Below are 22659 nucleotides of genomic sequence, written 5' to 3'. Positions count from 1 at the left end.
GCTTGGTAACAAGTCGTTAGTCATTTAAAAAGACCGATGTGTCAGCCTAAACAGCTGATTCATCGGTCTTTGTTCGGTTAATATGCGCATCAACGGCCCGCATTTTCCGCAGTACCAGTTGTTTTTCTTGTTGGATCTCGACCATTTTTTGATCCAGGCTATCGGCTAGATCGGCCAATTGTTGTTTAAACCGTTCCTGTTCCGATACGGTTGGATCATCGCCAATGTCCAGACTCACGCGGATATCTTTGATTGGCATATTCATCCGCCGTAAAATGCAGATGATGCGCACCCGGTCCAGATCGTGGCCTGAGTACTGGCGGATACCGTTCTTATCGCGGGCTATGGTCAGAAGCCCGACTTTTTCGTAGTAGCGCAGTGCGTTAGGCGTCACACCCGCCTCAGCCGCTGCATTCTTAATACTTGTCACGTCACCGATCACCTCAAAACTCAATTAAACCTCGCTCCGACTGCCAGAAGCATCGCACACCAAATGCTGTGTACCCCATTCCTTCATTGCAAAAATGACCGGCATCAGCGCTGTCCCCTGTGCCGTCAATGAATAGCTGGAAATGACCTGATTATCGCGCTGTTGCTTGTCATTATGCACAAGGCCGTTTGCAATCAACACATCAAGTTGTTGTTTCAGCACTTTCTTGCTCGCCGCCATGGTACTGTGCAGGGCTTCAAACCGGTACGGCTGGTCCGCCAACGTCATCATGATCGTCGGCACCCATTTTTTACCGATCAAACTCGTTGTTGCTTCCACCGGACAGGTGAACAGATCACCATCCGCCATGTATGTCGCTGCCATCGTATCCCTCCTGGTTACCAAAAAGTACCTAATTGCATCGTTAATTTATCCCCACTATACTATAGACAACGAGATTTACAAACTGAAAGGATGGCGGTTTACATGCGGCACTTTACAAACATCATTATCGGCTTTGGTAAGGCTGGCAAAACACTTGCTGGCACCTTAGTCCAACACGGACAGGACGTTTTAGTCATTGAAAAGGATGCCATGATGTACGGTGGCACCTGCATTAACGTGGCGTGCCTCCCCACAAAGAACATGATCATCAACTCGCATAACGGTGAGGACTACGCAGACGCCTTTGCGGCTAAAAATAAGCTCACTTCAATGTTGCGGAACAAGAACTATCATAAAGTTACTGACCAGGAAACCGCCACCGTATTAAACGCGGACGCTGAATTTTTGGACGACCACACCCTCCAAGTCACTGATGATTCTGGCACTGAAACGCTCACGGCGGACCGCATCTTCATCAATACTGGGTCAACGCCGATCTTACCAAACATCGCAGGGCTAAACGACAGTCAGCGGGTGTTCACCTCCAAGACACTGTTGGACCAATCCCAGCAAACGAAACGCTTAGCGATTCTTGGCAGCGGCCCCATCGGCTTGGAATTTGCGTCAATGTACGCGCAATTTGGCAGTGACGTCACAGTCATTGGCCAAACACCGGCAATTTTGGAGCGGTACGAACCGGAAATTGCGACTGCAGCTAAGGCTGATTTGGAAACAGATGGTGTGTCGTTCCTATTAAACGCCCAGTTAACAAAAGTCGCCGATACCGCCACGGGTCTTTCCCTGACCGTGACCACTGAGACTGGCAGCCAAACCATTGACGCGGACGCGCTGTTGGTCGCAACCGGTCGGCGTGCGAACACGGATGATCTGCATTTGGAACGGACGCATATCGAAACGGGTAGCCGCGGCGAAATCGCTGTGAATGACACGCTGGAAACCAGTGTTGCCAACGTTTACGCCCTCGGCGATGTCGCCGGCAGTCCGCAGTTTACTTACGTCTCTCTGGATGACTGGCGCATTATGGCCAACCAACTCTTCGGCGATAAGACCCGGACGCGCACCAACCGACCCATCTTCGCCAACACCATTTTCTTAAATCCGGCAATCAGCAGTGTCGGTCAAACGGAAGTTCAGCTCAAGGCTGCAGGGACACCTTATCAAGTGCTTAAAATGGCCACTGCAGGCGTTCCAAAGGCCCAAGTGATCGGTAACCCTCGTGGCAGCTACAAGGCCCTGATTGACCCAGAGACGCACCAAATCCTTGGTGTCACCATTTACGCTGAGGAAGCCTATGAGACCATCAACGTGATTGCGGTCGCCATGCAGAATCACTTGCCGGCTGAAGTGTTGCGAGATCAGATCTATACGCACCCGACGATGACGGAAGCGTTGAATGACTTGTTCAATTTCTAAATAATATTAACTAAGGGACTGGAAATGCAATTGCATGCTAGTGCCTTTTTATTTTAGAATGGTCATTCAAAAAATCCAATCGATACGCATACCACCATCCTGGCACGCCAATCGGATAAGTGCTGAGCGTTTCACCAACGATTCGGCGACGTTTTGCAAACGACACTGGCGTTAACCGTGTCTTTAGCATCACCTGCTGCAGAGCGCCATCGTAAAACGTCTCCGGTACGCTTACCACATGACCGTTCAGATTAACCCGCAATGGGGCGTTATCGCTAGCTAATGCCCGCCAACGGTAACTGTACGTCTGCTGGATGCTGTGCGATAGCGGTAGCGCACCTTCTAAATAGCCTGACAACATACTCGGGTCAATCTCGCCTAACGTTGCAAACTGCATCAGTACATCGCGGTTTTGATAGTTGGGCTCCGTCAGCGGGACTTTGACCTGGACTACGGGCAGCTGCGTGTCGGCCAAACGATTGCACAGCCACATTAGGCCTAAAACATCGTCCGCCGTGTCGCTCCACCACACCCGTAACGCCTCACCGGCATCGGTGGTCTTCCGTAATCGTGCCAACTGCTGGTGAATTGTTGCCACCAATTGTGCCGAAGTTGCGTTGGTTTCGTATTTTGCTTTCAACTGCCAAAACGGGTCCAGCGGGCTGCGCAGTCGATGGAGATTGCCAATTTGCAGATCAAGCTGTAAGCTGATCACCGGCACTTTTAATTTCTGATGCAGGGTGTCAGCAAAGTCATCGTTAAATGTGAGATCGATCATAGTGTTGCCTCCAAATTAAAAAATAGGGTTTCCTAACTACCCCTATATACGCAATCAATAGGACCATTGTTTTTTATTTTCCCAACAATCATCCCGAACGGTGGCCTTAATGCGCCTAATAGTGTGCTAAACTAGACTTAATAGCGCACAAGGAGGTGCCTCATGGCCACATTAACCAACGACGAACGTAAAAAACAAAAGCGCGAAACGATCATCACCAGCGGTCGCCGCGTTTTTCAGCAAAAAGGCTTTTTGGATGTGACCATGAAGGACATCATCGAAGAAGCAAACATCAGTCGCGGCGGCATTTACCTGTATTTTCATTCCGTGGATGAAGTTTTTGTCGCTGTGCTCAACAAACGTAACAGCCACTCCCTGGAGGAATTCCAGCAGGATATCGTTTCAAAAAACGACTTTGACCTGGTCCTGCAAGATTACTTTGACGGGCAACGTGACCGCCTGCTCAGCGGGCTCAACGACAGCCTGTTGCGTGCCGTTTATGAGTATTATTTCACTCACAAACGGCCCGAAGACCAAACCTTCCAAGCCGAACAGTTTGCCATGATCAAGCAGACCATTACCACCGTTTTGGACTTTGGTGTCCAGCAACACGTGCTTCAAGATACCGACCTCGAACCACTTGCCGAGCACATCATGTTCCTCATCGAGGGGCTCAGCGTGCTGGCACTGACAAGCGGTGTCACGTCGGAACAAGTCGCGCATCAATTTGACTTGATCGAGAGTATGTTGCCGCGGGTCTGACAAGCAATAGAAAAGGCCGAGAAATTATATGATTTCTAGGCCTTTTTAGTTTCTTTTTTTACGGTTGCGCGTACTGATTACCCCGAATTGCTTGGGTTGCACCCTCCGCAGCAGCCTGCGACTTAGTCACACAATCGTAATTAGCTGGGTTGATCACTTTCGTGTAGTACTTCTTGCTGTCAGAAACATAGACTTTCCCAGCAGGTGCCACCGTCCACTTGCCGGACTTCGTTGCCCCAGCAGTACTTTGGCTTGTGGTCGTTGACGAACTGGAAGCTGCTGATGACCGATAGCTCGAATGATACCCGTACCCGTGGCTGGTCGTGCCAGTTGTCTTAGCATTGGTACTGCCCGTGTTGTAGTTGACCTTGATGCCCTCAACCGAGTTGATCACCACAAACTCTTTGTTGATGACGTTATCGGACGATTTGATATCAACGATCGACCCCCGGGGCATTGTTTCACTCCCCTGGTATAGCGGTGTTGTTTCGTAATCAATCGTTTGTGAACTGTTCGGGTGGTCCTGCCAGTAACCTTCAGCAGTTTCCTCAGCAGCACGCATCCCGCCATCCTGGTCAGCACCAACGTTCTGCGGTCGCGTCCCCGTCGTGAAGTTGTAGGCTGACGTGTAGGACTTGGCGCCCAGCAAACTATCCGCAATGGAATGGCTTCGGTTGTACAGATATCCATGGTAAGTCCGACCCGTTAAACTAAAGTTAATGGCAACGATTGGATTACTACTTGGCCATGCTGGCGGCTCTAACGGATCCCCTTGGCGTGAGCCTTGAGAAGCCTTATATTCAGAATAGGTCAGCACCGCTTTCGCCGTTGCCGAACGTCCTTGACTGTCAGCTGAAAAATGGTAGCTACCAGCCTTCATACCACTAAAACCGGTGATGTGCGCACGGCCGTTATCCCAGTAATAGTTCTGCGTTGGTCCCGCTGACTCCTTATTGGTATAGCTGACAAGCCGCTTTAAGATCGATGCATCAGTTGTGGTCGATCGTTGCTGAGTTGCAGCACTACTTGAATTGGTCGAACTCGAATGTGACGCACTTGAGTTGTGCGCTGCAGTCTTATTTTTGTGCACAACTGACGATGACTGGTCTTGGTTTTGCTCGGAAGTTTTGCTGTCGGCACTGCTGCCGCACCCCGTCAAACCGCCCCCAACCAGTAAAAATGCACCAAGCACCGTCAGTGTTTTGACAAGGGATCGGTGATGCTGTTTGGTCATCAAAATAATCTGCCTCCATAACGTCCTCAATAAATTTGCGAAACATCTAGGCAACCACTTACGGATAATGGCCTAAATTCTTGAAACGCGTGTTCGTAGCACAGTAAGTGGCGATGTAGACAATTTCTGCTACCATAAGTTTATGATATGGTGGTTGACTTAGCAAGAGTGTGTAGGAAAACGGCCCATTTTGACCGCCATCGTCAACGCCCCCATGCCGGACCTCTGTATCGACGCCTTTTGCAGTGCGGTGCTTGGTGTGATTCTAGTATTGGCTGACCGGGATAGCGTTTCTACTGATGATCTGAATCAGCTGGTCGCCTATTTAACAAATTTATTCACGAATTGAGTTGATGTTTCACGTGAAACATATCCCGTAAATCACAAGCATTTTTTAAAATTCGCAACAGCTTACCGACTATAATAATGGCAAACACAATGAAAGAAGGCCATCACATGCCACTTTTACAATTCCATCTCGTGCGCCACGCTTGGACGAAAGAACAGGTCCAAACCATCCTCGACACCGCCTACGATGTCACCCGTGAGGCATTCCATGCGCCAGCCGGTGACCGCTACCAGATTGTTTCCTATCACGAACCTGAAGAACTGGTCATGGAAGACACTGGCTTAGGCTTTACTCGGACAAACAAACGCATCCTGCTCAGTATTCGAACCCGCCCGCGGACTCAGGAGGAAAAGATCACCTTCTACCGCTTGCTGCACGATCAATTACAGCAAAAGCTTGAACTTGATGATCACGATTTGATGATCAACCTTGTGGAGAATCAAGATGAAGATTGGAGCTTTACTTCGGGTAAGGCGCAATTTATTACTGGGGAACTGTAACGCGAATTTATGCCAAATAAAAAGACTGGCCGCTGGGTCAGTCTTTTTTTGTCGATTAATCGTCATTTTCGATAAGTCGATGACGTTCTATCTCGTTTTCATTTCGCTTCATTTCTTCAAATCGACGCTTAAGTTCCGCCTGATTGGCGGCGCTGTTAAATGGATCAGATTGCGGATCAACATCAGTATTTAAATCCCGCATCCTAGCTAATAGTCGTTTATGTTCGTGCTTATCCCCGATAATCACCATTAGTCGCCCTCATAAACCTCGGTAGTTTTCATCACAACAATTCAATGCTTATATATCAACATCTGACTTCACTACCTCAATGATTCCTTGTCACCGTCCCCAAATTATTTTTCACAGGAATCAGCAACAAGCCAATATTAATCAAAACCGCATACGCCATCGCTGGCGGATAGATTGTCACGGCAATCGCCAACCCAACAAACTTGATGACAAAGTCAAGAACTGTCAAGTAGTTTGGTAAATAGAACAATAGCCCAAAGCGCAGAGGGCGGTTAGCTGTATTTAAAGTATGGGATATTCCGACGTTACAAAACGACACTAAGATCACAACAATGCCATACAGCGACTGTGCTGTTGGATTATAGAAATGGGTTGCCATTAAACTCGTTGTGTAAGGAAATAATGATGCGAAAAACAGCATAAACAGTGTCCAGACAACCGTAGAATTACCAATAACCTTCACTTTTTGCCAGGCATTGTGGTGAGAATACCACATCAAACCAACCCAAAAAAAGGACAGTGCGTAGGCAAAAAAGCTCTCCCTCAGTCCGTATAATCCAGCCCACGTCATTGCACTTGGCTTTTTAAGGTCAAGCACTAGAATCGTCATAATAATCGCAAGTACCGCATCTGTAAAGGCGATGATTCGTTCTTTCGACGTCCAATCCCCCCTCTGAAGAACAACCACTACTGGTATACCATCATTATAGGCAGGTGGTCGAACAGCGTAAAGCGAAGACAGTTGGACGCTAATTTTGACTAAACGAGCATCAGATCCTCAATCAACGAAATGACATCCTGCACTGTAAGCTTATCCTCCGTTAACTCACCAGCATGCAATGCCGTTACATAGTTCACCACGATAGAAAACGCACCCTCGACTAAAAAGTCGACCGGCACGGGTTTTACGATTTTTGCCGCTTGATAATCTCGTAATAACTTAAATGCTCTGATAAAGAAGGCATCGTCATTGATGGTTGGCAGTTTTTGTCGCCAGTTCGGCTGATTACGAAATAGCATAATGATGCGGATCGAATCATAGTGGACCTTCGCAAACTGGATCAGGCCTGAAAACAGAGTCTCAAATTGTTGAATCGGTGCCGCGCTTTCATCCAGTAAAGGCATGAGACTGGCCACCATTAGCTGTTGATGGTAGGTAAAAACAGCTAATAACAAGTCCTCACGACTTTTATAGTAGGAATACACATTCGATTGTGCCATCTCCAATTGTTTCGCAACTTTGACCGTTGACGTCCCTTCGATGCCGTCTTCAATCATTAATGTCGTTGCCGTAGCGATAATTTTTTTCCGCAGCGCTTCACTTTTTAGTTTCATCATCGCACCTCCCCACCAGCACTAGTTGTTTGGCTGATGAAATCATCTTACTTAGTATACGCCATTCCATTGACAAGCGATAGTCCTATCGTTTATACTATCGTCATTTATTATTAGCGATAGAATTATCGTTTAAGAGGAGTGTTAATCATGAAAAAAATTGCAGTGGTCACTGGTGCTTCATCCGGAATTGGCTACCAAACCGCCCTCGATTTTGCGGCTCAGGGCTACACCGTTGTCGGCGGAGCCCGGCATCTCAAGAACGCTGACGAATTAGTAAAAGCCGGGGTCGTTTTTCATCCGCTCGATGTGACCGACCACGACAGCGTTCAGGACTTTGTGCAATTTATTAAGTCAACTTACGGCCGGGTCGACGTTTTAGTCAACGCCGCTGGGTACGGATCTTTTGGGGCGTTGGAAGAAGTGCCGCTGGATGAAGCGCGGCGGCAACTTGACGTCAATTTGTTCGGCATCGTTGACCTAATTCAACAAGTCACTCCCATTATGCGCACCCAGCACAGCGGCCGGATCATTAACATCTCCTCCCTCGCTGGCCAAAGCTACTCAGCATTAGCGGTTGGTACTACATCTAAAAACACGCGCTGGAAACAATGAGTGATGTGCTACGACTTGAGCTCAAACCGTTTGGCATTGATGTCGTTATTGTGGAACCTGGCATTACAAAAACCAACTGGGCAAACGTAACGAATGAACAGATGCTAAAGGTCACGCCAAAGACCTCACCCTATCGGAAGGCTGCTGAGAAACAGGCCAGCATGATCACGCAGGCAACGCAGACTGTGGCACAGGTGGCGAGTGTGATTGCTAAGGCCGCTACTGCTGATAAGCCAAAGATACGTTATCAGGTGACCCGCCAGGATAAGATTGCCATGAAAGGAGCTCGGTTGATGCCCTATAAGGTGTTGGATAAGGTTGCGGAACGGATGTTGAAGGTGTAGTAAAACGCGCATTATTGCCTGACTATTAGGCGATAATGCGCGTTTTTTCTGCTTGTCTGATTCTGTGAGCATTCATTTTTTAACTTAAATCACTTGGTAGTGCAGACTAATGGCTTTCTTGGAAACCATGCCGAAACGTGTTCAGCAAGGCACGGGGCTAACGTGTAACGGTCTCTGGATCTAAAAGTCAGGCACGGAAATTATTCACTTTGGCTACTGGGTGATGCCTGTTTACGGCTTTCTTGGCAACAGTGCCGAAACGTGTTCAGCAAGGCACGGGGCTAACGTGTAACGGACTCTGGCCAAAAAGTCAGGACCGGACTTTTCGGCCAGAGTCCGTTACACACCGCCCCTAAACCGCCTTGCTTCACACTCTACTCTACTCCGTAAAATACCGCTCGCTCGCATCCTTAAACGCAGCCTGCCAACCTTCCGTCGCCCGCTTACTGATCGGCTTCTTCGCCGCAATTAAATCAAACCCGCGGAAGGCACCTTCGTACACATCGACATGGGCGTTCACACCCGCATCCTGCAGATGCTTAATGTACGCCATCGTTTCAGCATAGAACGGTTCGATCGTCCCAATAAAGGTATAGGTCGGCGGCATCTTATCGTAAGTGGTTGCCCTCGCTGGAGCAGCGTATGGCGGCACGTCATCCGTCCCAGACAGTTCACCCAAATACATCTGCCAGGCTACCCGGTTTGCTTCCATATTCCAAACCGGCGCATCGTTATCCGCTGACGTTTCGGTTGGCCGATCATCCAACATTGGATACAGCGGCATTTGAAACGCAATCTTGATGGCGCCCTTATCCCGCGCGTACAGCGACAAGGCTGCAGTCAGGCCACCGCCCGCACTCTCGCCGGCAACGAAGAGTTGGTTTGTATTCACGCCCAAATCAGTGGCATTATCGTGCAACCATTTCAGCGCCAAGTAAGCGTCATCCAGGGCAGCTGGATATGGCGCTTCCGTTGATAAACGGTAGTCTGGCAAGACCACCACCGCGTTGGCGACCTCCTGAATGTGGCGCACGTACCCAAAGTCCTCCTCCGGCACCTCAGTGGCATATCCGCCACCATGCAGCCAGAGAACACCCGTTGCGTTTGGCAATTGGTCCTTTGGGCGTGCAACTAGCAGCCGTAATTTCGTCCCGTTACCGCGGACGGCCCAGGCTTCGGTAATATCCAGATCCTTTGGAAAATGCCCCTTGGTAAAGTGAGTCATGACCCAATTGGCATGGGCAAACTGACTTGGCTTACGAAAGTGGATCACGTGTTTGACCAGACTAGCGGTTGCCCGCAGATCTGGATGAATATCTTGTTTTGAAATGTGTGGCATAATGACGACTCCCTTTACCCATCTTTGCGAATAGGTTTAATAAGTTGCCATTATTATATCGTTTTCGGTTTTTCAATCACATGGGTATCATCGGTGTTTTCCTGAGACTTAACATCCTTAGTTGCACTCACCTTTGCGTGGTGGGATAGGAACCAAGCTGGGATGATTGCCACGGCGGTAAACGCAACCGACCAGATGAAGGCCATGTGGTAGGCGTTGCTCATGTGGGCAACCGTTGGCAGGACACCGGTCATTTGCTTTGAAATGACGGTTGCTAACACGGCAGTCCCGAGCGCGCTGCCCACATTTTGGATCATCCGGGTAGCGGTAGTGGCCTGCGAAATCATGTCACTTGGCAGACCAACAAAGGAGTCCGACATCACCGGAATGGTCAGCCCACCTTGGCCGATACCGCGGAAGAATAGCATCGCCATGACCAGATACTTGCTGGTCGAAGCACCAAACCAAACAAACGGCAGCGTGCTGGCAATTGTGATGGCAACTGAAATGATGACGACCCAACGCGCACCAAACTGGTCAGTGAGTTTGCCGACCTGTGTCCGGGTCAGCAGCATGCCGACCCCCTGCGCAATTAGGTAAATCCCGGACCAAACGACACTGAGCCCGCGGACATTTTGCAGGTATAGCGGCAACAGGAACAGCGCGCCGTTGACGGTGATCCCTGACATCAACAAGATGACAACTGAACCGGAAAAATTCTTGGATTTAAATAACGACAAGCTAACGAGTGCATTCTTCGGCCGTTTCCAGGCGTAAATGACGTAGGCAATCAGCAGGACAATTGCGGCAACTATTGGCCAAATGACACTGGCGTGGGTAATGTTGGTGTGTTCACTGAAGTTGATGATAGCAACGATCAGCAAGCTAAACATGGCACCAAGGTCAATGAAGCTGAACCAGTCAAACCGCTTCGTTTTCTGCGTTGCGGGAAACGTCGGCATCATGACCCAGATCAAGATCAGCGCCGCAATTACGATAGGAATGTTAATGTAAAAGATCCAGTGCCAGTTGAGCTGGTCAATGATGAACCCGCCGATCGTCGGCCCAAGAATCGGGGCAAACACCACCGGCAGACCAACCATTGCCATGGTGCTGCCAAGATTCTTACCACCAGTGGCGCGCACCAGCAGCGTCGATAACAATGGGATAATCAGACCGGCACCAGCCCCCTGAATGATCCGGCCAGCCAGTAGCACGTCAACACTGCCGGCAACGCCAGACACAATTGACCCCACTAAGAAAACACTCAACCCTGCAACATAGAGCGATTTACCGCTGAACCGGTCAGCGGCCCACCCTGTAAATAACACCATGATTCCCAGCGCTAACACGTACGCCGTGGTCACCCACTGAATCGTGTTCACTGAACTGTGCAGGGCGGTCATGATCGTGTTGATACCAACGTTCATCACCGTACTATCCAGCATTGGCGCGATGGCACCAAGCACTAAAATCGTTGCAATACTTGTAAAACTGCGTTCCTTTTTTTCTGTCATGTTTTTCCCTCGAATCTGTGTTAAGATACTGTAGTACCTTTAATATGATATTTATGGTACCACGGTACCTTAAAAATGCAAGGGGTTTATTTAAAATGGCAGAAAAAAAGAGCACCCGTCGCCGTGGGAAAGCCTTAGAAGAGGCTGTTCTATCAACGGTTTGGACACAATTAAATAAAGTTGGTTATGAGGATCTCACCATTTCAGACATCGCAACGTTAGCGGGCACCAATAAGAATACCCTGTATCGGCATTGGCCCACCAAAGCGTGATGGTCATCAGTGCGTTCAGCAAGTACGGGCCGGAAATTAAATTCGAGCTTCCAGACACTGGTAATCTGCGTGATGACCTGTTTGGCCTGTTTGACTACTTTCAAATGGCGCTCAAAACGCTGACCACAGGGATGCTAGAGGGTGTTTTACTCGACCGGTTGCACGACATTACGTTGGATAAAGTGACCGCGTCTCTGGGTGAGGAATCTGAAGATAACCGTTTTGCGAAGATCATGCACCAGGTGCTCGACCACGCAGCTGATCGCGGCGAAGTTGATTTAGCGCATATTGGGCCATCGTTGATCAGCCTGCCATTGATTCTGGTTGCTTCTGAGATTTTGACTAAGGGCGCGCTTTCGGATGACGCCGTTAGCCAGTTCGTTGACCAAATATTATTGCCGAGTTATTTAAATAGTGCGCACTAAAAAGGACCGTTAAACTCAAAAATGAGCTTAACGGTCCTTTTTAAATTAGTCGTTCTCCTTTAACCACTTATCCAAAACAGCAATGAATTCATCATGCTGATCCAGCAGCGCTAAATGCCGGCTATTTGCAAACAAGTGCCACTTGGCACCCGGAATATGGTCGTAAACCGACTTGGCGATCAACGGTGTGCACAGGTCATCCGTCCCATTGGTAACCAGAACCGGCACGTGAATCTTATGCAGATCATCAGTCACATCGTAGTCGCTGATCGTCCCGTTTTCGGTAAATTCATTGGGCCTTCAGCGATCAGACTCGCACGTTTCCCGTTTGTTTCACGACGCAACGGTTCCGGCGAATTCTCATCCGGGTCGTCCCAGCAATAACGTTCCATATAACGGTCATTAGCAGCGAGATACTTCGGCCCAGAGAAATTCCCTGTCCGTTCAGCTTCCGCAATCGCTTCACGATCTTCATAGCTCAAATATGAAATCAAACGATGTTGTTCTTGCGTCCACAACTTAATTGAGGCTGGCGACCCATCGATCATGACGCTCTTGACGCCGGTCTGATCATACTGGGTCAGGTACAGCATTTCCAGCATCCCACCCCAGGACTGGCCGAGCATATGTACTTCGTCTAATTTCAGATACTTGCGCAAGGCAATCAGTTCTTCTGCCCAGGTCTCTTTGACGTAGACGGACTCATCTTCTGGCAAGGAGGATTTCCCGCAGCCAACTTGGTCGTACATGATCAGCTGGCAGTCACCAGTTTCGGCATAGTCGTCCAACAGTTCAAAATAGTTATGTGATGAGCCGGGGCCACCGTGAATCAGTAATAATGGCGCCTTTCCGTTCGCTTCACCGACAATGCGGTAGTAGGTCTTAAACCCGCGAAACGGCATGTACCCTTCTTCAATTTTCATATGATCGATCTCCTTTACATAGTCAATGGTATCAATTTCGATTGTACGCTTTCATTGACGGCAAACCAAGGGGACTTCTAATAATGGGTACTCGTCCGTTGCATTCCGCAATTTGGCACTCCGTGTGGTGGCTCGCGACTGCCAGTAAGGCCATTGACAGCAATGCTTCTTAATGATGTGCCAGTTGTCCGTACCGATTAAATAACAGAGTCCATGCCCCCTTATGAAGGCCCTACCATTTATGCTGACGATTACTGTTATCGTAGCGTAGTGGAGCCTTTCAGCATTGCAGACCCCGCCTCAACCTTGTAGGACCAAACGCTGACACAATGTGACATATGGGCACATTTGACTCATCACCCCAAAACAAAAAAACACGCCAGCCCAGCTCAGATCCCCAAGGTTAGCGTGCCGATTTAATTTATATTCACCGTGATATCACCATCAGTAGAAGACAGCACATATGTCTGCGTTGCCTTAGCGGACCCATAACTACGCCCACTATGACCAAAGATCGTCGAATCGCCATCTGAAACGTGCGTCTGAATGCCCACACCCTTATCCGGTGCAACGACGCCGTTAATATCGCCATCAGTGGTGCTGGCCTTCAGCGTCTGACCCAACTTCTGTTGATTAAAGCTAATATCTCCGTCACTGCTGCTGGCGGTCAAGCTACGCCATTCATTATTGTGCAACGTAATGTCGCCATCATCCGTTTGAATCTGGCTGTCTTGCGCGTTAAAGCGACTATTGGCAATGGTCACATCGTCGGTTGCGTCCAGTTTAAGACCCTTAGCGGCGACATCGTTAAGCGTCACGTCGCTATCACCAGAAGTAGACCCCTGAATGTTCAGGGTATCCGCTAACCGCATATGCGAGAGGTCAATATCGTTATCGCCATCATTTTGAATCGTTTTAACGGATACATTTTTGACGATGATGCTTGAATCTCCGTCAGTTGAGAGCGTATCAAGCTTCATCCCTTTAGGCACCGTCACCGTTACGCTGGCGTTACCATAGCCGCTTGAATCAGAAGTGTATTCAAAACTAAACCCATGAACCAGGAACCCTGATTTGCGGTTCGCTGAAATCGTCAGTTTATTTCCGGCAACCGAAGCCTTTACTGGACTCGCTTTTGTCGAATGCACCTTCACTTCCGGTGTATTGCCCTGCTTGATGATAATCGGACCGGAAGTCGAGGCTGTCACGTCAATTTGGTTGATTTTTTTAAACTTAACCGTTTTGGTTTCGCTGTGGTTGACCCTAAAGCCATTGTCCCAATAAATAGATTTCAGACCACCCTGTCCCAGTCCGACCGCAAACAGGATCACACCGATGAGCGCGATGATGCCCCCAATAATTGCTGTCTTTTTCATTTGTGATCCCGCCTTTCCTCAGCTTTATTCTTCCGCGAAAGTTTGCTGTATAACCAGCGACTGAACCCCAATGTCCCGCGAATGATCCCCCGAACGATCCAAACAATAACCGGAATCAGCATCATGAAGATTCCGATAATGGCAAGACCGCCGCCAATGTACGTCAGTCCAGTACTAAATGAGGTCGCCAACACACCAAAACCGACAACAAATCCCGTTAAACCGCCGATAAGAATTCCAATAATCGCCATGATAATGGCAAACAACACCCCAGCCGCCGCAATCATCACAGCCGCCATGACAGCAACTGCAGCGATTGCCATTGGAATCGTTACTGGTGTTGACAACAACGCTAACCCAATGAGCCAGATCGTCCGCACCTGCGTTTTTGATTGTTGCGTCTTCGTCCGGGTACTCCCTGTGTCCGGATCATCTAAGATGCGAATCGAATAGTCCGCCAGCACCTTACGTGCCAACTGTTTGGGCGTCCCTAATTCAGCCACGATATCATCGTAATTCGTGAACCCGCCATCCTGTAAGTATTCTGAATAAAAGTTCATCACTTCGTCACGTTCTGCATCGTTGAGCTGGTTGAGGTAGCTGCTGAACGCCTTCAAGTATTTATCCATTTTCTGTTTCATCCCCTAACATAGATTCGATGCCATTTTTAAACGTCCGCCATTCGTTACGGATCGTTGCTAAATGCAATTTGCCCTCCGATGTAATCTCGTAATAACGCCGGTTACGTCCCTGATACGGTTCATCATAGGTGGTCAACCACCCGTTTTTCTTCAACCGGCGCAACACCGGGTACATGGTAGATTCCGATACCTTAATGGACTCCTGGACCCGCTGCGTCAGCGCATAACCGTAATAATTTTGTTCCGACAAAATGGCCAGCACACAGCCATCCAACAATTCTGAACTGACTTGAATTGCCACGTTATCACCTCCCACAATATTATACTTCGTATAATATGATTTCATGAACATCTTACCTGAGGTCAGGGGGTTGTGTCAAGCGCCTTTGTTTAGTACGTGCAACAGATGTTGCCCATAACCGTATCATATCGGCGTTAACCGACCTTATTTTTCTATAATCATATCGTTTGAAACCGGGCTATGGCATAATGGGTGAGGTAACACGCTATTATCACGAGTTAAAAAGGAGCGACATCCGTGCATATCAATCTATCAAATCCGGAAACTCATCAGGTCAAATCAGCAAAAATTGGGTTTTCCTGGACCGTCTTTTTCTTTGGCTGCCTACCGCCACTGTTTCGCGGTGACTGGAAGTGGTTTTTTATTCTGTTGATCGTTGAAGCCGTGTTCGGCCTACCCACATTTGGATTTGGCGCCGGCATCATTGGCATTATTTTTTCGTTTTTCTATAACAAGATCTACATCAACGACCAACTCGATCACGGGTACCAAGCCGCGGACGATTTCTCCCGTGAGGCTTTGCGCGGGCATGGCTTTATTGGGTAACCAAATTAAAAAAGCCACTATCTGCAACTAACAGATAGTGGTTTTTGATGCCAATTCAAATTGTGGCAGCTATTCAAGCATCGTTAAACTATTATGGATCAACGGCTTCGCCATTTTGGCAAAATCACCGTAGGACACGTCTGTGAAACTTTTGAACCATTCACTAAACATGCCCATCACGCCACTCGCAACATACTTCATCACCAATTGATTGTGCACGTTCGTCGGATCTGGCAGCACGATGCGAACCAAACTCTGGTAAAAATCGTCAACAAAATTCGCGCGCAACTGCCCGTGGCGCGGATCCGTATAAATGAGTTTCAGCCCCTCATAGTTAGCGACAACTGTCTCATCCACCGCTGCTAAAAGGTGGTCCACATCCGTAAAATGCGCTGATAACGCCTCTTTGCTGCGGTCTGAAAGGGTGTCGCTGTAACTGTCGAAAACCGCCATCACGTTGTTAAACGAGCGGTAAAAGGTGCGCCGTGTAATGCCCGCGATGTCACACAATTCGGTCACTGTGATATCGGCGATCGACTTCGTTTTCATCAGTTTGAAGAGTGCCTGCCAGAGACGTTCTCTTGTTTTGATGAGGCGCTTGTCCATTTGACTATCCCCTTTCGAACTTTAGGCTTTAGGGATAGTATAGGCTTATTTTGGGAATTTAAAAGCGAGCTGGGGGTGAGCCTGGATTGCTTTTTTTTGCTGGCTTGTTGGGGGCTTAGGGATTCAGAGTATTCGGGTATTAATTGACACTGGTGGGTTGGTTGTGCATTTTTTGTTCAAAGATAGTTTGGCGACGTGGTTCTCGGTTAGATTGCCTAAACGTGTTCCGCAAGGCTGAGGGCTACTGCGTAAGCAACTCTGGTCAAAAAAGTCAGACCCGGACTTTTCTGACCAGAGTTACTTACGCTCCGCCCTCAAAACGCCTTGCTCCACACTCTCTACCTTGCACTAAATCCCCCATCCACCACAAACTCAGCACCGGCGACAAATTTTGACTTATCGGATGCTAAATAAACACAAATGTTGCCAATATCTTCCGGCTTGCCAATGTGGCCCAGCGGTGTCAACTTGCTGGTTGCTTGTTCCACCTCGTCTGGAATCATATCTGTTTTCACAAATCCTGGGTGGACTGAATTAACCCGGATGCCATAGTTGTTTGCGGCTGAATCTAGTGCTGCTGATTTTGTCAGCAATCGTGAGCCACCCTTGCTGGCGTTGTACGCTGCGGCAGTTGGTTCAGCAACGATGCCTTCGACTGACGATATGTTGATAATTGACCCGCCCTCGCCCTTGCGCATGGCTTTCATGCCATGCTTGATGCCGAGAAACGTCCCGGTCAAATTAATGTCCATGACGTGATTCCAGTCCTCAAGCGTTTCTTCATCGATCGGCACTGGCTGGGGGAAGACGCCAGCGTTATTCACAAGAATATCTAAGTGACCATATTTTGAAACGATATCGGTGGTTAATTTCGACCAGTTAGTCTCATCCGTAACCTCAAGTGGCTGAAATTCAGCACTGTCTGCGTGGTCGGCCAAAAACATTTTGGTTTCATCATGCAACCGGTGGCCGGTGATGATCACCTTGGCCCCTTCATCAACAAAACACTGTGCGATTCCTAAACCGATCCCGGTTGTGGATCCTGAAATTAATGCGACTTTATTCTCTAATTATGCTGTCATCGTCAATCCTCCAATGTGTGCGGTTAGTTTTTGTTTACGAGAAACTAGAATAGCACGTTGGGTGGGGATTGCACGGGGATTGTGAGGATAGGATACAAGTCACTCAGTGTTTGTATCTTTTTTACTCAGAATCAAAAGATCTAATAATCAACTAGACTCATCACTCAAATTTAGCGGGATCAATTGGATGAATACGTTGTTCATAGTTCCAAAATTCTCTCAAATATTTAACTGGATATGGCAACACCGTATATTGACCATTTCTAACAAACTCAACACTCATCATTTTAGAAAAATCTGGAAATTCTTTCTCAACTGCCGAATCATCACCATCAAGGACAACTAGTTTTCTGAGCATAACAGCACGATTAACGGATAGTTTCAATGCTTTGTCGGAACCAACATAATAATAAAAGTCATTCGCAATTTTGGTTAGTCCAATTCCCTGCAATCCTTCCAACATTGCTGAATTTGTTTTTTGCCTAACTGAGCTGCTAAAGGCAAAACCGGCAGTTTCCTCTAGATCGTTATCAATTGTTTGCAAAATTTTATTTTTAAATGTAATTTCTTTTTTCTTTATGACTTTTTTGATGTCACCCAGATCAGGATTACTATCATCCATCGAAGATATAATTTGGATTAGATTCTGAACCGTTCCCTGATATAGTTTTTGCCCAGCATGAGAATCAAATAATGTCTTCAAAGCTTCAATAACCTCTGCTTGCAAAAGAGGCTGATATGGGTCACTAAGACCCAGCTTTTGAGACAACAACTCTCCATTTGGCATTGTACGACGAGGCGTTTGTTGAATCATTATAAGATCATCACCACGACTGATAATACAATCAATTTGCTGCCAAAGAAACCGCTTATCTTGTGTAGAATTTAGACTGTTCTTAACCTTAAAGGCCAGTTGACTAAACTCATCATCTGCATCAAATTCATCAAAGTTAACGACTCGTTTGGTAAGCTTAATATGTCTAAATGCGTCAATTGTAAATTGAATGACGACAACTATTAATGGGGATTGCTGTATCCACTCAATTCTGTAAAATTTATAATCACATGTTTTTTGACTAATGGCAGGGAAATTATTGAGGCATCACGATTCGCCAAATCTCGTTTAATGATGAGTTCTTGTGCCAACTTAACAAGGGTATCGTCATTAGCTGCATCTACTTTCCCAGTTTGATCTAATTGCCAATTCAATGCATTCGTTCGCTTATCAAAGCCACCAAAATTTTCAATAGTTGCGTGTTGAATATATCTTTGACTATCGCCAACTTCATAGGTGTCACTAATATTGCCAGTATCTCGTGCATCGCGAATAATTTGAATGTTAAATCCAGAACTTGATTTATCTGACAACTTAATTTGGATACCATAATCATTTAATATTCCGCTATCTTGTAACGCATGACTAATTTCCAAAGCTAAAACTTTCGTCAGTGGTTCATTGGAATCATAATAAATGTTGATGATTTCGCCTTTAAATTGTCGCCAAATGGCTGCCTTATTATCCAACTTCTGTTTATCAAACTGCAAAACTTCACTACCTAAATATTTAGGCAATTGTTCAAAATATTTACCAAAATGCTTACTAACGTTTGTTAACAATATCCAAGCCACACCGACTTCAGATACTTCAAATTTTTCAATCTGCTCCAAATTCAAAAATGCAACTGTACTATTTCGTCCGGTACCATTTTTATATCGAAAAAGCACGGACTCCTTGTGCATGAATGATTTTTGTAGATTTCTCCTCTCAGAATTCCAATAAAATAACTCGTCTGTTTCCTTACTCTTGGGAAAATGCGTATAAGTTTGCACTTTTAAATCGAGATCACTTTCCCAATTCAATCCAACTCTAAGTGCGTATCGCTGTTTCCAATCATTTGTCCTTTTAGGTTTGTTCACCCAATCGTTCAGACTAATCAGTAGATGAGGACTTTTATTTTTTTCAGGCTGTAAATTTTCTAATGCAGATTCCTGATTTAAAAGTAATTGAAAAACTTGATTTTCGTAAACATTATCCGGAAGATTACCAAGTCTGATAATTTCGAAAACAAGATTGGATTTCTCCAATTCAGTAACAGACGTCCCTCTCCGCACCATTAAAAGATAGCACATACTGCTGCTTAGATTCGTCATAGCAATTACATCTATACGCTGAACTATTTGTTGAAATTGACTTTGCTCTGAATTGTCCTGTAATTGAACTCTAATCAGCCGGAAATCCATATCAAATGCTATCTTATCAAAGGTATAATCGACTATATTTGTTAAAATCGTTTTTTTAGTTTTCAATTAGGAATCTCCCAACTTCAATTTTTTCAGCATCACTAAGAACAAGTTGACCATCGTTACCTATCAAAGCCGAAACTTCTAAAATTTTATGATCATGTGTTTCAACCGGCTTAACATCCTTGGTAGAAATAATATTAATCACAGCTACCCGCCATTCTTCGTTAGTGTTTTCCCTTAAATGGTCAAGTTTATCTATAATGTGACGCCGTTCTTTGTCTAACGACGCCATATGTGGTTCACGCCAATTTTTAAAATCAATCGCAACGTGATGGTTAGTCTTAAAATCGAAGAGCTCGTTATTTTCGATTTGTTGAAAAGTCATTAACTTTTCATCCCAAACTTTTTCGAAGATGTATTTACCAGCAGCCTCTCCTAAAACTCCCAAATACATATTGATAAACTGCACAGGATTTAGAATATAGTCCTCTTGTTGCCAAGAGGTTGCATAACCCAACCGATTGAATTCCTGTTTTAATCCTGGAAATTTTAACATGGTTTCAAGCCCCGAGGATGAAGCTGAAACATCAATATTTCCTGGAAAAGTGAAGTATCCCGTTTTTTCGTTCTTGCATAAAGTGCTGTAGTGCGTTACTCGAGAAGCATTTGGTAAATATTGCAGGCATCCTGCCGAGGTAATATTCTGTTGTTTTGCCAACTTTTTTCCATCAATAGTCGGGTACTGTAAAAAATATTCCCGCAAATTTTGGTATTCCGCACTGACAGTTTTTATTGACTGAAGGCCACCAAGTAATCGATGTAAATCACGAAGCGTATATGCTGTTAAACTCTGTTTTTGTGCTAAATTATGCGTATCTTCATACTGTTTTTGGTCTTCAGTGTTTTTACCACACGCCAATACTTTTTTAACCTCAGGACTTAACAAGTCGGCATTCATGCCCACCGTATTTAAATTTTTCACAATTTGACTAGCAACAAGAATAGTTATTTTCGGCATTTTGTTAAACGTTCGGTTCATTCGGCCAAGAGCCTGAATAATCATACCTAGATGACTTGCAGCAACACTTCGCAGGTTTTTAGGCTTACGGTAATGACGAGTCTGATCTTCCAAAAAATGGAACTGGTTTTGCATTTCAGAATACTCGAGTTCATTATCGTCAATTAAATACTCAAGTTCAGTCAGCAGTTTAATCCCATCGTGATTAAGTTCAAAATGCTCCCCATTACTTAACACATTAGTAATTTAACCCAAATACATACCCGCTAAATCTACAGTTTCATTTCGACTATCCTTAAAATCTGAATCAGATATCCTAATACTTCGGACTCGGTTTTTCTCAAAATCACCTAGCCTATGTTGCAGATTTTGACCAATTCCGAGTGCTTTGTAGGCACTGAGTAAATATACTCTCGTTTCTGATTGGCTAGGCAACTCCAAAGCAGATTCAACTTCTTCAGAAATTGCATCCTGCTTCTTGAACTTAGCAATTATCATCAACTGAGGGCGCTTAGGCTCAGGTATTGCCAATATTTCACACAGAGCCGTAAACGTCTGCGTCACAAATTCAAATGACATAGTCGGATTATTATGTTTCGGTAATAATGTTTGTAACCCAAGGAATGACGTTAAATTCTGGTCAGTTAAAAACGCGATAAAACTACTAAAAAGATTAAAATATCTTTCTTTAAAATAATTTTGCTGTTTAAAGGTATCCCTGTCATCTGCTACTTTTATCTTGTTCACCACTTTTTGTAACTCATTTTCTAGCTGTTCAATCAAACTTTCATGTTGCTTTATCTCTTGATCTGAAATGAACTTTTTGAGCATTTCTTTAAAGTGTAAAACTCGACTAACAACTTGTGCGACAACTTCAATACCATTTTCAGTATATCGAGCATCATAATTAAATTCGGCTTGAGTCGCCTCAGTGAGATACTGTCTGCCGTCCATAAACGATTTTCCCAATTTTTCGTGGAGATATCCTAAATCATAGTTATCAAGAACTGAAGGCACATCTGCCGTGGCGGATAAACCTAAAACATTAACTTTATCCAAAATATCCAAAAGATAGTGTTCCGGAGTTATCGCGAAAAATGAAGCATTAATGTCAGTACGGAGGTCATGACGCTCAGCGTTTGTAAAACTAAATAAACTCAGGCCATAATCTTGAAATCTATGCTCAGATTTTGGTATAGATTTTTTGTTATTGTGTTGATGGTTTGGTTTACCATCCAATCCTAAACTTAAAAGAACATTTATCTGATTAGGTTCAAACGTCCAGGCATCATAGATAGAATAACAAGCCTCTCGTAAATTAATGCTATCTTGATGATAGTCAGCGTTTTGAGCCCTTTTGTTTTGATATTTACGCCCACAGTAAATAACAAACTTAGTAAACTGTCTAATAAAGCTGACAACCTGATACAACATTGGCTGGAATTTCAAATCGTCCTTCATCTCAACACCTAAGTCAACAGAGTTTGTCTGCTCATTAAAATGACTATGCCAATTTTTTTCCGCTACTAATTAATGTTCTTTGAGGCGCATGAATCAAAAAGTTTTCAGTTTCATTTCTATCAAGCGTTTTATAGAGATAATTCAAGCCAAAACGACTTAATAGTGTATCTGATCTGGTTTCTAAGCGATTAAATTCCACAGATTGCTCTTCTGTCATAATCTCTTGAAGCTCTGATGGTAAATCAGCTATCTTATGCAAATTTCGGTATATTGCCTTAAACAAATTCAGCAAATCAACTTTAACTTTTAGAGCATCGTCAATACTTTTTTCCAATAGACGCTCTTTTGTACTATCAAATTCATCAAGAACAACCAAACTGTTCTTCAAAACTTGTGCAAATTGAAATGGAACCGCATTCGCTTCAAAAAAAGGCGTATAGCTTCGAATAAATTTATCAGTTGTGAGCACTAAAATTTTATAAGTTTCTATATT

26 protein-coding genes and 3 pseudogenes are annotated in these 22659 nt (G+C 45.6%); 9 read left to right on the top strand and 20 right to left on the bottom strand.

Annotated elements, in window-relative coordinates:
* Positions 1-46 precede the first annotated feature (46 nt).
* Positions 47-454, bottom strand: coding sequence for a MerR family transcriptional regulator (locus JCM11969_RS03330; RefSeq protein ID WP_054708230.1), 408 nt, complete (start codon positions 452-454; stop codon positions 47-49).
* Positions 455-814, bottom strand: coding sequence for a winged helix-turn-helix transcriptional regulator (locus JCM11969_RS03325; RefSeq protein WP_054708227.1), 360 nt, complete (start codon positions 812-814; stop codon positions 455-457).
* A gap of 102 nt (positions 815-916) precedes the next feature.
* Here JCM11969_RS03325 and JCM11969_RS03320 point away from each other — a divergent pair, with 102 nt between their 5' ends.
* Positions 917-2248: an FAD-dependent oxidoreductase gene (locus tag JCM11969_RS03320; protein WP_054708224.1), complete on the top strand. Its 1332-nt coding sequence runs from the start codon at positions 917-919 to the stop codon at positions 2246-2248.
* Positions 2249-2285: 37 nt separating this feature from the next.
* Here JCM11969_RS03320 and JCM11969_RS03315 read toward each other — a convergent pair whose 3' ends face one another.
* Positions 2286-3026, bottom strand: coding sequence for a DUF3658 domain-containing protein (locus tag JCM11969_RS03315; RefSeq protein ID WP_054708221.1), 741 nt, complete (start codon positions 3024-3026; stop codon positions 2286-2288).
* Between the two features lie 162 nt (positions 3027-3188).
* Here JCM11969_RS03315 and JCM11969_RS03310 point away from each other — a divergent pair, with 162 nt between their 5' ends.
* Entirely contained in the window at positions 3189-3788 is a 600-nt protein-coding gene (locus JCM11969_RS03310) for a TetR/AcrR family transcriptional regulator (protein WP_054708218.1), read from the top strand.
* A gap of 58 nt (positions 3789-3846) precedes the next feature.
* Here the strand turns inward: JCM11969_RS03310 and JCM11969_RS03305 are convergent, their stop codons facing one another.
* Positions 3847-5022 carry a DNA/RNA non-specific endonuclease gene (locus JCM11969_RS03305; RefSeq protein ID WP_054708421.1) on the bottom strand — a complete coding sequence of 392 codons (1176 nt, stop codon included), beginning with the start codon at positions 5020-5022 and terminating at the stop codon, positions 3847-3849.
* Between the two features lie 190 nt (positions 5023-5212).
* On the opposite strand from JCM11969_RS03305, the gene JCM11969_RS17535 reads away from it, so the two are divergent.
* On the top strand, positions 5213-5371 hold the full coding sequence (locus tag JCM11969_RS17535; RefSeq protein ID WP_156319240.1) for a hypothetical protein: 159 nt from the start codon (positions 5213-5215) through the stop codon (positions 5369-5371).
* A gap of 107 nt (positions 5372-5478) precedes the next feature.
* Complete coding sequence (locus JCM11969_RS03300) at positions 5479-5871, top strand: tautomerase family protein (protein ID WP_054708215.1); 393 nt, start codon at positions 5479-5481, stop codon at positions 5869-5871.
* A gap of 55 nt (positions 5872-5926) precedes the next feature.
* Here the strand turns inward: JCM11969_RS03300 and JCM11969_RS03295 are convergent, their stop codons facing one another.
* The 3 genes from JCM11969_RS03295 to JCM11969_RS03285 form a co-directional block, all read right to left on the bottom strand.
* Positions 5927-6121 carry a hypothetical protein gene (locus JCM11969_RS03295; RefSeq protein WP_054708212.1) on the bottom strand — a complete coding sequence of 65 codons (195 nt, stop codon included), beginning with the start codon at positions 6119-6121 and terminating at the stop codon, positions 5927-5929.
* Positions 6122-6197: 76 nt separating this feature from the next.
* Complete coding sequence (locus JCM11969_RS03290) at positions 6198-6809, bottom strand: TMEM175 family protein (RefSeq protein ID WP_225353107.1); 612 nt, start codon at positions 6807-6809, stop codon at positions 6198-6200.
* 71 nt (positions 6810-6880) lie between these two features.
* Positions 6881-7459 carry a TetR/AcrR family transcriptional regulator gene (locus tag JCM11969_RS03285; RefSeq protein WP_082409152.1) on the bottom strand — a complete coding sequence of 193 codons (579 nt, stop codon included), beginning with the start codon at positions 7457-7459 and terminating at the stop codon, positions 6881-6883.
* 147 nt (positions 7460-7606) lie between these two features.
* On the opposite strand from JCM11969_RS03285, the gene JCM11969_RS18580 reads away from it, so the two are divergent.
* Together JCM11969_RS18580 and JCM11969_RS18575 are read left to right on the top strand one after the other, a co-directional pair.
* The gene (locus JCM11969_RS18580; RefSeq protein ID WP_225353106.1) at positions 7607-8071 is read left to right on the top strand and encodes an SDR family NAD(P)-dependent oxidoreductase; all 465 of its coding nucleotides are present in this window, start codon (positions 7607-7609) and stop codon (positions 8069-8071) included.
* Positions 8068-8415, top strand: coding sequence for a hypothetical protein (locus JCM11969_RS18575; RefSeq protein WP_225353105.1), 348 nt, complete (start codon positions 8068-8070; stop codon positions 8413-8415). Before JCM11969_RS18580 ends, JCM11969_RS18575 begins: the two co-directional genes overlap by 4 nt.
* Before the next feature lie 379 nt (positions 8416-8794).
* Here JCM11969_RS18575 and JCM11969_RS03275 read toward each other — a convergent pair whose 3' ends face one another.
* Both JCM11969_RS03275 and JCM11969_RS03270 read right to left on the bottom strand, forming a co-directional pair.
* Complete coding sequence (locus JCM11969_RS03275) at positions 8795-9754, bottom strand: alpha/beta hydrolase (protein WP_156319239.1); 960 nt, start codon at positions 9752-9754, stop codon at positions 8795-8797.
* A gap of 53 nt (positions 9755-9807) precedes the next feature.
* The gene (locus JCM11969_RS03270; protein ID WP_082409151.1) at positions 9808-11271 is read right to left on the bottom strand and encodes an MDR family MFS transporter; all 1464 of its coding nucleotides are present in this window, start codon (positions 11269-11271) and stop codon (positions 9808-9810) included.
* 95 nt (positions 11272-11366) lie between these two features.
* Between JCM11969_RS03270 and JCM11969_RS16945 the strand changes: the two genes are divergently transcribed.
* Positions 11367-11543 (top strand): TetR/AcrR family transcriptional regulator, encoded by a 177-nt coding sequence (locus tag JCM11969_RS16945; RefSeq protein ID WP_162231446.1) that lies wholly within the window; start codon positions 11367-11369, stop codon positions 11541-11543.
* Complete coding sequence (locus JCM11969_RS03265; protein ID WP_054708208.1) at positions 11543-11968, top strand: TetR/AcrR family transcriptional regulator C-terminal ligand-binding domain-containing protein; 426 nt, start codon at positions 11543-11545, stop codon at positions 11966-11968. Before JCM11969_RS16945 ends, JCM11969_RS03265 begins: the two co-directional genes overlap by 1 nt.
* Before the next feature lie 45 nt (positions 11969-12013).
* Here JCM11969_RS03265 and pepI read toward each other — a convergent pair.
* The 4 genes and pseudogenes from pepI to JCM11969_RS03245 form a co-directional block, all read right to left on the bottom strand.
* Positions 12014-12891, bottom strand: a pseudogene (pepI, locus tag JCM11969_RS03260) (proline iminopeptidase).
* A gap of 416 nt (positions 12892-13307) precedes the next feature.
* Entirely contained in the window at positions 13308-14267 is a 960-nt protein-coding gene (locus tag JCM11969_RS03255) for a DUF4097 family beta strand repeat-containing protein (RefSeq protein WP_054708205.1), read from the bottom strand.
* The gene (locus JCM11969_RS03250; protein WP_054708204.1) at positions 14264-14896 is read right to left on the bottom strand and encodes a DUF1700 domain-containing protein; all 633 of its coding nucleotides are present in this window, start codon (positions 14894-14896) and stop codon (positions 14264-14266) included. Before JCM11969_RS03250 ends, JCM11969_RS03255 begins: the two co-directional genes overlap by 4 nt.
* Positions 14889-15209: a PadR family transcriptional regulator gene (locus JCM11969_RS03245; protein ID WP_054708201.1), complete on the bottom strand. Its 321-nt coding sequence runs from the start codon at positions 15207-15209 to the stop codon at positions 14889-14891. Before JCM11969_RS03245 ends, JCM11969_RS03250 begins: the two co-directional genes overlap by 8 nt.
* Before the next feature lie 237 nt (positions 15210-15446).
* Here JCM11969_RS03245 and JCM11969_RS03240 point away from each other — a divergent pair, with 237 nt between their 5' ends.
* Complete coding sequence (locus tag JCM11969_RS03240; RefSeq protein WP_054708198.1) at positions 15447-15755, top strand: hypothetical protein; 309 nt, start codon at positions 15447-15449, stop codon at positions 15753-15755.
* 69 nt (positions 15756-15824) lie between these two features.
* Here the strand turns inward: JCM11969_RS03240 and JCM11969_RS03235 are convergent, their stop codons facing one another.
* The 7 genes and pseudogenes from JCM11969_RS03235 to JCM11969_RS18025 form a co-directional block, all read right to left on the bottom strand.
* Positions 15825-16361, bottom strand: a complete 537-nt coding sequence (locus JCM11969_RS03235) for a TetR/AcrR family transcriptional regulator (protein ID WP_054708195.1) — start codon at positions 16359-16361, stop codon at positions 15825-15827.
* 338 nt (positions 16362-16699) lie between these two features.
* Positions 16700-17419, bottom strand: a pseudogene (locus JCM11969_RS03230) (SDR family oxidoreductase); the annotation flags it as partial.
* Positions 17420-17603: 184 nt separating this feature from the next.
* Entirely contained in the window at positions 17604-18257 is a 654-nt protein-coding gene (locus tag JCM11969_RS03225; RefSeq protein WP_054708192.1) for a hypothetical protein, read from the bottom strand.
* Positions 18258-18460: 203 nt separating this feature from the next.
* Positions 18461-19750 (bottom strand): hypothetical protein, encoded by a 1290-nt coding sequence (locus tag JCM11969_RS03220; protein WP_054708189.1) that lies wholly within the window; start codon positions 19748-19750, stop codon positions 18461-18463.
* On the bottom strand, positions 19740-20942 hold the full coding sequence (locus JCM11969_RS03215; RefSeq protein ID WP_054708179.1) for a hypothetical protein: 1203 nt from the start codon (positions 20940-20942) through the stop codon (positions 19740-19742). The genes JCM11969_RS03220 and JCM11969_RS03215 overlap by 11 nt, the downstream gene beginning before the upstream one ends.
* A 9-nt stretch (positions 20943-20951) precedes the next feature.
* A complete protein-coding gene (locus tag JCM11969_RS03210) occupies positions 20952-22166 on the bottom strand; it encodes a hypothetical protein (protein WP_054708177.1) in 1215 nt (404 codons plus the stop codon).
* Positions 22167-22209: 43 nt separating this feature from the next.
* A pseudogene (locus JCM11969_RS18025) lies at positions 22210-22659 on the bottom strand (hypothetical protein); the annotation flags it as partial.

The sequence above is a fragment of the Secundilactobacillus paracollinoides DSM 15502 = JCM 11969 genome (assembly GCF_001311135.1).
Classification (GTDB): domain Bacteria; phylum Bacillota; class Bacilli; order Lactobacillales; family Lactobacillaceae; genus Secundilactobacillus; species Secundilactobacillus paracollinoides.
Note: the sequence above shows the minus strand (reverse complement) of the source record. Positions and strands in the feature narration are given on the sequence as shown.

Bases quoted from the DNA above. Each gene is read 5' to 3' on its own strand.
- JCM11969_RS16945 (WP_162231446.1), top strand. From the start codon at position 11,367: ATGGCAGAAAAAAAGAGCACCCGTCGCCGTGGGAAAGCCTTAGAAGAG.
- JCM11969_RS03275 (WP_156319239.1), bottom strand. From the start codon at position 9,754: ATGCCACACATTTCAAAACAAGATATTCATCCAGATCTGCGGGCAACC.
- JCM11969_RS18575 (WP_225353105.1), top strand. From the start codon at position 8,068: ATGAGTGATGTGCTACGACTTGAGCTCAAACCGTTTGGCATTGATGTC.
- JCM11969_RS03295 (WP_054708212.1), bottom strand. From the start codon at position 6,121: ATGGTGATTATCGGGGATAAGCACGAACATAAACGACTATTAGCTAGG.
- JCM11969_RS03235 (WP_054708195.1), bottom strand. From the start codon at position 16,361: ATGGACAAGCGCCTCATCAAAACAAGAGAACGTCTCTGGCAGGCACTC.
- JCM11969_RS03225 (WP_054708192.1), bottom strand. From the start codon at position 18,257: ATGATTCAACAAACGCCTCGTCGTACAATGCCAAATGGAGAGTTGTTG.
- JCM11969_RS18580 (WP_225353106.1), top strand. From the start codon at position 7,607: ATGAAAAAAATTGCAGTGGTCACTGGTGCTTCATCCGGAATTGGCTAC.
- JCM11969_RS03285 (WP_082409152.1), bottom strand. From the start codon at position 7,459: ATGATGAAACTAAAAAGTGAAGCGCTGCGGAAAAAAATTATCGCTACG.
- JCM11969_RS03310 (WP_054708218.1), top strand. From the start codon at position 3,189: ATGGCCACATTAACCAACGACGAACGTAAAAAACAAAAGCGCGAAACG.
- JCM11969_RS03325 (WP_054708227.1), bottom strand. From the start codon at position 814: ATGGCAGCGACATACATGGCGGATGGTGATCTGTTCACCTGTCCGGTG.
- JCM11969_RS03305 (WP_054708421.1), bottom strand. From the start codon at position 5,022: ATGACCAAACAGCATCACCGATCCCTTGTCAAAACACTGACGGTGCTT.
- JCM11969_RS03315 (WP_054708221.1), bottom strand. From the start codon at position 3,026: ATGATCGATCTCACATTTAACGATGACTTTGCTGACACCCTGCATCAG.
- JCM11969_RS03210 (WP_054708177.1), bottom strand. From the start codon at position 22,166: ATGAAGGACGATTTGAAATTCCAGCCAATGTTGTATCAGGTTGTCAGC.
- JCM11969_RS03270 (WP_082409151.1), bottom strand. From the start codon at position 11,271: ATGACAGAAAAAAAGGAACGCAGTTTTACAAGTATTGCAACGATTTTA.
- JCM11969_RS03320 (WP_054708224.1), top strand. From the start codon at position 917: ATGCGGCACTTTACAAACATCATTATCGGCTTTGGTAAGGCTGGCAAA.
- JCM11969_RS03265 (WP_054708208.1), top strand. From the start codon at position 11,543: ATGGTCATCAGTGCGTTCAGCAAGTACGGGCCGGAAATTAAATTCGAG.
- JCM11969_RS03255 (WP_054708205.1), bottom strand. From the start codon at position 14,267: ATGAAAAAGACAGCAATTATTGGGGGCATCATCGCGCTCATCGGTGTG.
- JCM11969_RS03250 (WP_054708204.1), bottom strand. From the start codon at position 14,896: ATGGATAAATACTTGAAGGCGTTCAGCAGCTACCTCAACCAGCTCAAC.
- JCM11969_RS03300 (WP_054708215.1), top strand. From the start codon at position 5,479: ATGCCACTTTTACAATTCCATCTCGTGCGCCACGCTTGGACGAAAGAA.